General features: G+C 44.0%; 7 protein-coding genes. All 7 read right to left on the bottom strand.

Features of this window, described 5'->3' with window-relative positions; genetic code table 11:
• Nucleotides 1-4,345 (bottom strand): CshA/CshB family fibrillar adhesin-related protein (locus tag AWH02_RS02940; protein ID WP_145762177.1); only part of this gene is annotated, 4,345 nt, incomplete at its 3' end.
• 180 nt (nucleotides 4,346-4,525) lie between these two features.
• On the bottom strand, nucleotides 4,526-5,128 hold the full coding sequence (locus tag AWH02_RS02935; protein WP_046165585.1) for a lysozyme family protein: 603 nt from the start codon (nucleotides 5,126-5,128) through the stop codon (nucleotides 4,526-4,528).
• On the bottom strand, nucleotides 5,128-6,102 hold the full coding sequence (locus AWH02_RS02930; RefSeq protein ID WP_060553589.1) for a nucleoid-associated protein: 975 nt from the start codon (nucleotides 6,100-6,102) through the stop codon (nucleotides 5,128-5,130). The genes AWH02_RS02935 and AWH02_RS02930 overlap by 1 nt, the downstream gene beginning before the upstream one ends.
• 1 nt (nucleotide 6,103) lies before the next feature.
• Complete coding sequence (gene glyA / locus AWH02_RS02925; protein WP_045503008.1) at nucleotides 6,104-7,366, bottom strand: serine hydroxymethyltransferase; 1,263 nt, start codon at nucleotides 7,364-7,366, stop codon at nucleotides 6,104-6,106.
• Between the two features lie 47 nt (nucleotides 7,367-7,413).
• Nucleotides 7,414-8,004: an L-threonylcarbamoyladenylate synthase gene (locus AWH02_RS02920; protein WP_060553588.1), complete on the bottom strand. Its 591-nt coding sequence runs from the start codon at nucleotides 8,002-8,004 to the stop codon at nucleotides 7,414-7,416.
• Entirely contained in the window at nucleotides 7,997-8,827 is an 831-nt protein-coding gene (gene prmC, locus AWH02_RS02915) for a peptide chain release factor N(5)-glutamine methyltransferase (RefSeq protein ID WP_060553587.1), read from the bottom strand. The genes AWH02_RS02920 and prmC overlap by 8 nt, the downstream gene beginning before the upstream one ends.
• Nucleotides 8,827-9,906, bottom strand: a complete 1,080-nt coding sequence (gene prfA, locus AWH02_RS02910) for a peptide chain release factor 1 (protein ID WP_060553586.1) — start codon at nucleotides 9,904-9,906, stop codon at nucleotides 8,827-8,829. Before prfA ends, prmC begins: the two co-directional genes overlap by 1 nt.
• Nucleotides 9,907-9,908 lie beyond the last annotated feature (2 nt).

The raw sequence follows: 9,908 nt of genomic DNA, 5'->3' as shown, positions 1-9,908 counted from the left end.
TTGGTTTCGTATCATCAATTGGAACCAATGGATTACCTTCTGTGAAGGTTGGGGTACCTTTTTGCGGTTGACCTTGGATACCATTTGAAGTGGCATCCGTTGAAGTTGGTGTTACTTTCGTAAACTCTGGACTGTAGGTTGCAGTGACTTCTGTACCGTTCTTATCTACGCGTTTGACTGTGACTGGATCTGGGTTTCCGACAAACTGTTTGTCTGGAGTGAAAGTTACAGTTCCATCTGGTGCAATCGTGTAAGTTCCTTGACCTGGAATGTTCTTCTCTTTGCTTCCATCTGCGAAGGTTGGCTCAACTGTTTCATCGATTGGAACCAGTGGGTCACCTCCTTGGAAGGTTGGGGTACCTGTTTGTGGAACACCCTGCGGACCTGTGCTAGTTGCGCCAGTTCCTGTAGGAGTCACTTTAGTCACTGTTGGTGTATAAGTTGCAGTAACTTCTGTACCGTTCTTATCTACACGTTTCACTGTGACTGGATTAGGAGTACCAACGTACTTCTTATCCGGAGTAAAGGTAATAGATCCATCTGGATTGATGCTGTATTCACCTACACCTGGAACTGTTTTCGTTGACTGACCGTCTTCGAAAGTCATTGGTTTCGTATCATCAATTGGAACCAATGGATTACCTTCTGTGAAGGTTGGGGTACCTTTTTGCGGTTGACCTTGGATACCATTTGAAGTGGCATTCGTTGAAGTTGGTGTTACTTCTTTCACAACCGCTTGGTACTTAACGGTAACAGGAGTTCCATTGGCATCCATACGAGTCAATTCAAGCTCTGGTGTTTCACCCTTGAACTGTTTGTCTGGAGTGAAGGTCACCTTACCATCTGCGTTCACTTCGAACTTACCAACATTTGGAACTTCCTTCACAGCTGTCCCATTGTCAAATAGTGGAGTCGAATCCGCTGGGAATGGAACTGAGTCATGGCCTGGAGTGAAGGTCACTTTACCTTCTTGGACTTGACCTTGAAGTCCTTCTGTCTTATCACCCGTACCAGTTGGTGTTACCTTAGTGAACTCTGGACTGTAAGTTGCAGTCACTTCTGTACCATTCTTATCCACACGCTTAACAGTTACTGGATCTGGTTTGCCTACAAACTGCTTGTCTGGAGTGAACGTCACTGTTCCATCTGGCGCAATCGTATAGGTTCCTTGACCTGGAATGGTCTTCTCTTTGCTTCCATCTGCGAAGGTTGGCTCGACTGTTTCATCGATCGGAACCAGTGGATCGCCACCTTGGAAGGTTGGTGTGCCGGTTTGTGGAACACCCTGAGGACCTGTGCTGGTTGCGTTAGTGCTGGTTGGGGTTACCTTAGTCACTGTTGGTGTATAAGTCGCAGTAACTTCTGTACCATTTTTATCCACACGTTTGACGGTTACTGGAGCTGGTGTCCCAACATACTGTTTCTCTGGCGTGAAAGTAATGGAGCCATCTGAGTTGATGGTGTAGACCCCAACACCTTGCACAGTCTTAGTTGGCTGACCGTCTTCGAAGGTCATTGGCTTGCTATCATCAAGCGGTACCGCAGGATCTCCCGCTGTAAAGGTTGGCTTGCCAGACTGTGCTTGACCTTGCAGACCAGTTGATTCAGCATTGGTGCTTCTTGGTGTTACTTGGGTTACCTTAGGTTGATAACGTGCTCGGTGTGCTTTACCATCGGTATCACTGACTTGAACTACCACTGGGTCTGGTGTGCCATAAAAAGTTTTGATAGGTTTGAAGATCACTTGGCCGGTATTTGGATCCAATTCATAGATTCCCACTTGCTGGCCATTAGACATTGCAGGCACCGTGTTGCCCGCTACCGGCTGACTGCTCGCATCCACAAAGCTGGCCGGACGAGAAGCGTCTGGTGTAACAGGAGTCGAGCTGGTATCATCATCGTTAAAGACTAACGTTTTATTTTGTTCCAGTCCCTGAAGATCACTTGATTCGTAGTTTGGAATCTTACGAACTGTCGGCACATAACGGCCATCCATTGTAGTCAATTGATCATTTTTATTAGGATCAGAAGCATCCGTCGAAGTCCATCCAGTTGATGTACCATTGCTATCAGTCCAGCGAATATTAATTCCGTCAGCAGTTCCAGAAAAATCCACTTTTGGTGTAAAGGTTACTTGCACATCATTGCCATTGACGGTCACTCGATAGGTGCCTTCAGGACGAACATACGAGTTAGCATTAGTTGGTGCGATAGCCGTTCCACTATTATCCAAAACCTGAGGCGCTTGGGTGCTCATAACTGTATTGACACTGTCGTCTGAGCGATCCGTTCCTTTAGGTGTGAAGTGAAGGACAGCAGTTTGAGTCTCACCTGTAAAGCCGTCTGTAGTCTGCTTCTCCCCCTTTGGAGAATAAATGCGGTGCAAGAGCATATCTTCTACTTCACCACTAAAGGCAATACCGGTTGGTTGCTCAATATCGCCTTTATTAGTCGCAATTCGGAAACGCATACCCAATTTGTCCACTTGACCGCCACTAATATTTGGGTTGGCATTGAAGGTCAAGGTATAGTCACCAGCAGCTGTAATCTCTTGTATGTTGCTACCTTCGCTTTCATTAAAGACTCCATCATTATTGAAGTCTATCCAGGCCTTGACATAAGATTTAGCATTGCCATTTGGGTTAGCTTTGATTTTGATCGTATATGTCCCATTTTTTGCTTTGTCTAAATCTAGCAAATCATTAGAAGTACTTAATTGATCGTCTGCTAGTAATTGGCTGGCTCCCTCGTCCTTAAGCTCCTTTTTATCATCCAGAACCCAGTCATTAGATGACTCAACATCAATATCAGCTGGCGTTGTTCCTAAATAAGGTTGATTGATAGGATCGTTTGTCACTGAATCACGTGTCGAAATGGTATGGAAGGCCTCACCATAACTTTCCGGCGCATCGCTCCCGTCTACCACGAGGAAGCCCATCATCATGGCTTGTTGCCCAGATGATGCAACATAGAAACCTACTTCAGAGGCCCCACGCGTCATCACGACAGGAACAGTCCGTTCATTAGAACGGTTTGGTCCAAAGACCTGACTTCCAAGACCACCCGTCACGGTATCTGGACTGAGGTATTTATACCAGTCTACGCTCTTATCCTTAAGGATTAAGAGGCCTCTTCTCTTAACGTCCTCATCATCCAACATTTTTTTGGTGATAACCGTATAGGCTTCTTTGGCCGGGCTCTTCATCTTCCATTCACCCATATATTCCCAACCCGTACCGTTAGTGGTAAAGATTGCGAATTCACCTGGGTTGGCATCTTCACCATCGGCCATAACCACCGTAGGGGCTACACGCTTACCAAGATAGGTAGCCTCAATATCGAATTTTACCCCCCAGTTGGTAGAGTTCATTGGATAAACTAACTGAGTCTTGCGCTTCTGAGTATTAAAGCCTTGGTCACGTATGGTCGTCCATTCGTTCTGGGCTGCCCCTGTGACTGATGGAGGTGGTGTTTTACCATAATATGGCGCAGATGTTAAGAAACCATTCTCAGCGTCGGGGTTATAGGTCCCCTCTGTTGCAGTACCTGCAACCCGCTTTTTATAGATTTCAGTTGAGTTAAAAGGCTTGAGCTCTTTGACCGTTAAGGTCACTACATAGCCAGGTGAAATTTCCTTGGTGAAGGTGGTCCCTACCTTAAGACCACCACGTTGATCCAAGTTTTTCCAACTTGCGCTATCTGAAAAATCAAGCCAACTAATCTGCTTAGCTAGCTGAACACTGTCTTTCTTAACTGATTCATCCAAGCTTGGTTTAGGGACCCTAGGCTTAGAAGTTGCATCGTCTGCCCCAGCAGGACCAGTACCTATCGTAACTCCTGTTGTTCCACTGTTCTCTTGTCCAGTAGGTGTAGCATCCCGTCTCACACGACGAGAACGACTAGCTTGAGTCACGTCTGTTTTCACTCCTGAATTCTCAGCTACTACCTGCGATTCAGTTGATCCTTGCCCAACAACAGTTGATTGAATATCATCACCACTTTTAGTTTCAATAGAATCGCTAGTTTTTTCTACTTCCTCTAATCCCGAATTTCTTTGAATAGGATTATCAGCGGATTGTGACTTTTCAGAATCAGGTACAGATTCCGTTTTTTCTGTATTTTGAACCTGTTCATAAGTTGTTGATTCGTCAGAAATTACTGGCGACTCGGTTACGTCTGCTTTACTAATCTCATTTTGGGATCCATTAGTACTAGTTTCTTCAGCACTAACTTGTGTAGCTGTCCCTAAAAGAATCAAGGTCGACAAGAGTACAGAACAAACACCAATGTTTAGTTTTCGAATTGAAAACTTACTCAGGTGAGTATTAAATAAATCTTTTCCCATAATAATCTCCTAAATACGCATTTAATTCCAATTAATTATTATACATTATTCTAATTAAGATATCTATATATATATCTTAATATAGAATAATATTTTATAATGAAAACCAAAAACTTATGTAGAATAAAAAAAGCTTAAAACCAATGAATCCTTGATTTTAAGCCAATATTAAAAAACATTTTAGAACCAATTCATAACTCTCATGATATACATATTTAGTCTGACCTGACGGGAATAATAATAATTACCGCCGTTGATATAGAGCTCTGGACCGTGGAAAATTGAAATCAAGTTATAGTAGCCATAGGTCTTGCCGGTTACATTTCCTAAGCTTGGTGCTACTACTTCTTTGGAATACTTTTTGGCCAGCTCCAGTGTATTCTCGCCACCGTTTTTAGCTACGTAGTCGATATAGGCTTGACCGAAATTATAGGCTTGTACTGCTGTCCAAACATCTACTTTTTTCTTGCTAGCCAACTCCAGGTTATCAGATAAGGTCTGGACGCCCTGACGAATACTTTCTTTGTTGTCCCTGATAGCATTGGTCTGACCGGTCGCGCTTTCACTGGACTGCATAACATCAGTATCTTTCCCCTTTGTTTCTGTATAAATCATGGCCAGTACCAATTCCTCATTAGCCGCTGTGTCACGTTCGTCCAATACTTCTCTGACTAAAGTCTGATACTTCATAACCTGCTTGACATCATGATGAATCTGATAAATCTTGTAGCCAGCAAAGAGCACAAAAAGGACTAGAATCAGTCTTCTTAGAAATTTAAACATTATTTATTTTGGATATCCTCGATGTTCTTAATCAAAATAGAATAGGTCCCATTATCGTTCTGAATAAATTCTACTGACTCTGCGTCTTGATAGATATTATTAGGAACAATGAGCTCGATTCCATTTGAAAGGGAGAGTTTTTGATTTTCAAACTTTTTCTTCTGGCGACTGCTGTCAATCTCATCAAATTTGACTGGCTCAGGAATAGCTTCCTTGACTTGGTCAATAAAACTAAGACGAGCTGTTAGATTGTTGTCAAAAAGATCATCAGCCAGTTTCTCAGGTGACAGTTCGTCATTTTCTTCCAGATTTTTGAAAATGCTGGACTTGACCTTGGACTGGAACTGGAAATCGTCTTTATTAAAACTTTCAGCAACCCTCTGAGCTGTTTTCTCTAAAGTTTTAATTGATTTCTTGGCTGAGATTGTCGGATTGACCTGCAAGAGATTGTCTGACATGTAATTGAGAAAGGCACCGTTGTACTTGATACGCTTTTCAATCAGGTGGTACTTGCGAGATCTGAGATTGATGACAACAGCCTCATCCGCACCTGTACCAAAGCCAGGCAGATTGTTCTGAGTTAGTTTGATAGGATTGTCCACCTCACCACCCAAGTGGGTCAGAGTTTCCCGCAGAGCAATCCGCAGAAAAGCAAAGTGCTCCACACCCTCTTTGTCAAACTGGACAAAAATCAGATCGTTGGTTTTCTGGTTTTCACTGACTGAAAACTCCTCTTGCCAAAGCTTAGCAACTGTCACTGATGTTTTCAGCAAGTCATCTGAAAGTTGGGATAAAAAGATGTTTTCGGGATCGAAAACACCTGTTTTAGCATCGTCAGAATACACCCGCTCAATCTTCTTGCGCAGGTATTCTTCAATCTTGGGAGTGATGTTGAGTAATTTATCCGCCAACAGCAGTTCGGTATCAGCTGGGCTGAATTGATGAATAATCGCTTTTTTTACGTAAATATCCATCTTAGTTCAAGCCCTCATAAAGTGGAAAAGCGTCCGTCAATTCGCGAACTTCTGCCCGCACTTGGTTCAGCACCGCTTCGTTCTCTGCATTTTCCAGAGCCTTGATAATAAGCTCTGCTACCTTGATGCTTTCTGTTACACCAAAGCCTCGAGCTGCAATTGCTGCTGTACCGATACGAATTCCACTAGTCTTAAACGGTGACAAAGTCTCGTAAGGAATGGAGTTTTTATTAAGCGTAATATTGACTTCATCCAAGAGATTTTGAGCTACTTTCCCGTTTTCTACAACCTTAGTAACATCCACCAAGAAAAGGTGATTTTCGGTGCCGTCAGAAATCACACGGAACTTGTCATGTTGACGGAAGACTTGGGCCATGGCTTTGGCGTTATCCAAAATCTGCTGAGCATAGACTTTGAAAGCTGGATCAAGTACTTCTTTAAAGGCAACTGCTTTGGCTGCAATAACGTGTTCCAACGGTCCGCCCTGAATTCCTGGGAAGATAGCTGAGTTAATTTTCTTAGCCAAGTCTTCATCATTGGTCAAAATCAATCCACCGCGAGGTCCTCGCAAGGTCTTATGGGTCGTCGTGGTTGTGATATCCGCATAAGGCACAGGGCTAGGATGGAGACCTGCAGCAACCAAACCAGCGATGTGAGCCATATCTACCATAAGCTTGGCACCGACTGCATCAGCGATTTCACGGAATTTTGAGAAGTCAATGATGTGAGAATAGGCTGAAGCTCCCGCCACAATCAGCTTAGGTTGAACTTCTTTGGCCTGCTGGAGGATAGCATCAAAGTCCAGTAATTCTGTTTCTGGGTCAACACTATAAGATACAAAATTGTAGGTTTGGCCAGAGAAACTGACCGAAGCACCGTGAGTCAAGTGACCGCCAGCAGACAAATCCATACCCATAACTGTATCGCCCGGCTCAATCAAAGCCATATAAGCTGCACAATTAGCCTGACTACCTGAGTGAGGTTGCACATTGGCAAACTTAGCACCAAAGATTTCCTTGGCACGTTCAATTGCAAGGCTCTCAATCACATCCACTACATCTGTCCCACCATAGTAACGGCGACCTGGGTAACCTTCAGCATACTTATTGGTCAAAATAGAACCTTGAGCAGCCATGACAGCTTTAGAAACGACATTTTCTGAAGCAATCAGCTCAATATTATGTTGCTGACGTTCTTCTTCTTTTGCAACTGCTTCCCAAATCTCTGGGTCAAATGCTTTGTAGTCTTCTTGGTCAAAAATCATAAGGTGTCTCCCTTCTTTTGCGAAAATAGGACCTAAGGTCCTAAAAGTTAAAATTTTATACCATTTACTTGGGCGAGGATATCCTCACGAGTAATCGCTCCCTGGCGTAAAATATGAGCCTTTTCTCCAGATAAGTCTAGGATGGTTGAATCCTGACCTGTCAAAGCAGCATCATCTTCTACTCCCGAGACTTGCTCTTGAAAATCCATCACAATCTGCTGAAAAGAAGTTCCACTAACTTTTCCAGAAAGATTGGCGGATGGACCAATCAAGGGACCGTACTTGCGAATCAAGTCCAGTGTAACCGAATGCTTAGGAATTCGAAAGCCAACAGTATCCATACCCGAGTTTATCCAAGTCGGCACTTGGTCATTGGCTTGGAGAATAATTGTCAATGGCCCAGGCAGAAAGGCTTGGTAGAGTTGATCTAGATAAGTGGGCTGATTCTTAGAAAAGGCATAAATCTCTTCTAAGCTAGCCACATTAAGATTAAGAGCCTTGTCGCGAGGTCTTCGCTTTAACTCATAGACTCGCTCAACCGCCTCTTCATTCAATGCCTGTGCAAAGAGGCCATAAACAGTTTCTGTTGGCAGGACAACTGCTCCGCCTGCTGCCAGAGTCTTTTCTATTTTATCCATTGTCCATCGCCACCATTCTATCTTTGCCAAATTGATCTTTCAGAACTCGGATTCGTTTTTGCGGGAAGGATTCTTTCAATAACTCCCTGACACCGTCACCCTGCTTGTAGCCAATCTCCAGATAGATTTTTCCTTTTTCTGTCAGATAGTCCCCTGCTTGCTCAGCTATTTTTCGGTAGATGGCATAGCCATTCTCTCCAGCAAAGAGAGCCATGTGAGGCTCTGAGGTCAGAACATTAAGTCCAACTTCATCCTTATCTTCTTCTGAAATATAAGGCGGATTGGAGACGATAATGTCAAATTTTCCTTGTATTACATCTAAGCAATCAGATTGGACAAGAGTGAGGTTGAGCCCGCAAGACTGAGCATTTTCTCTTGCCAAGGAAAGAGCATCGCTTGAGAGATCAGAAGCAGTAATCTGCCAGTCTGGACGGCTGTTTGCTAGTGCAAGAGCAATGGCTCCGCTACCTGTTCCGATATCCAAGACAGATAGAGGTGTTTCGGGATTTTCTGACAAAATCAGCTCCACCAGCTCCTCCGTCTCAGGCCTTGGAATCAACACCCGCTCATCCACCTTGAGAGTCAGGCCGTGAAAGTCACTGCTACCAATAATATATTGGGCAGGTTTGTGAGCAAGTAGCTGCTCTTGAATTGCTTTTAGCTGCTCACGTTCTTCCTGGCTGACTTCTGTCCGAAGTTTGAGAACAAAGTCGGTAAAGGAAAGCTGATTGAGAGCCCGATAAACGAAAGACAGGCTTTCTGCTTCTTCTCCCGCTGCTACCAGATCCTGCTCTAGCTCAGCCAAATATTGAGCCAATGTCATTACTTATTCAACTCTTCTAGTTTTTGCGTTTGGTCATAGAGAACCAAAGCATCAACGACTTCATCCAGTTTACCAGCTAAAATTGTGTCCAGTTTTTGCAAGGTCAGTCCGATACGGTGGTCTGTTACTCGGTTTTGCGGGAAATTATAGGTGCGAATCCGCTCTGAGCGATCACCAGTACCAATTGTAGACTTGCGTTCTGCATCCTGCTCATCTTGAGCAATTTGAGCAAAATGGTCTGCCACACGAGCTCGGATGATTTTCATAGCCTTATCCCGGTTCTTCTGCTGGGTCCGCTCTTCCTGCATTTCAACCTTGATATTGGTTGGCAGATGGACGATACGAACCGCAGTCGCAACCTTATTTACATTCTGTCCGCCGGCACCTGAAGCGTGGTAGATGTCCACCCGAAGATCTTTAGGATCAATGTCGTATTCCACTTCTTCAATTTCTGGCATCACCAAGACAGTTGCCGTCGAGGTGTGAACGCGACCTTGGCTTTCAGTCACAGGAACTCGCTGTACACGATGAGCGCCCGATTCATACTTGAGTTTTGAGTAGACCGACTGACCCGAGACCATAGCGACTACTTCCTTGATCCCACCTACACCATTATAAGAGGCTTCCATAACTTCAAAGCGCCAGCCCTGACTTTCAGCATATTTTTGATACATCTGCAAGAGGTCTCCTGCGAATAACTGCGCTTCGTCTCCTCCTGCAGCTCCGCGGATTTCAAGAATAATATTCTTATCGTCGTTTGGATCTTTGGGTAAAAGAAGAATTTTAAGCTTTTCCTCGTATTCTTCTTTTTCAGCCTTGGCATCTTTTAGCTCTTGCTTGGCCATTTCCTCCAAGTCCTCATCACCACCAGATTCCTTGATCATTTCTTCAGCGTCGACGATGTTTTGGAGGACTTGTTTATATTCGCGATAAGCTGTTACAGTATCGCGAGTTCCAGCTTCTTCCTTAGAAAGCTCCATGAAACGTTTGGTGTCAGAGACCACATCTGGGTCACTCAATAATTCTCCTAACTCTTCGTAGCGATCTTCAACCGCCTGTAACTGTTCATAAATATTCATAG

The sequence above is a fragment of the Streptococcus gordonii genome, assembly GCF_001553855.1.
Lineage (GTDB): Bacteria > Bacillota > Bacilli > Lactobacillales > Streptococcaceae > Streptococcus > Streptococcus gordonii.
This window is presented reverse-complemented; position numbering and strand designations above follow the sequence as displayed.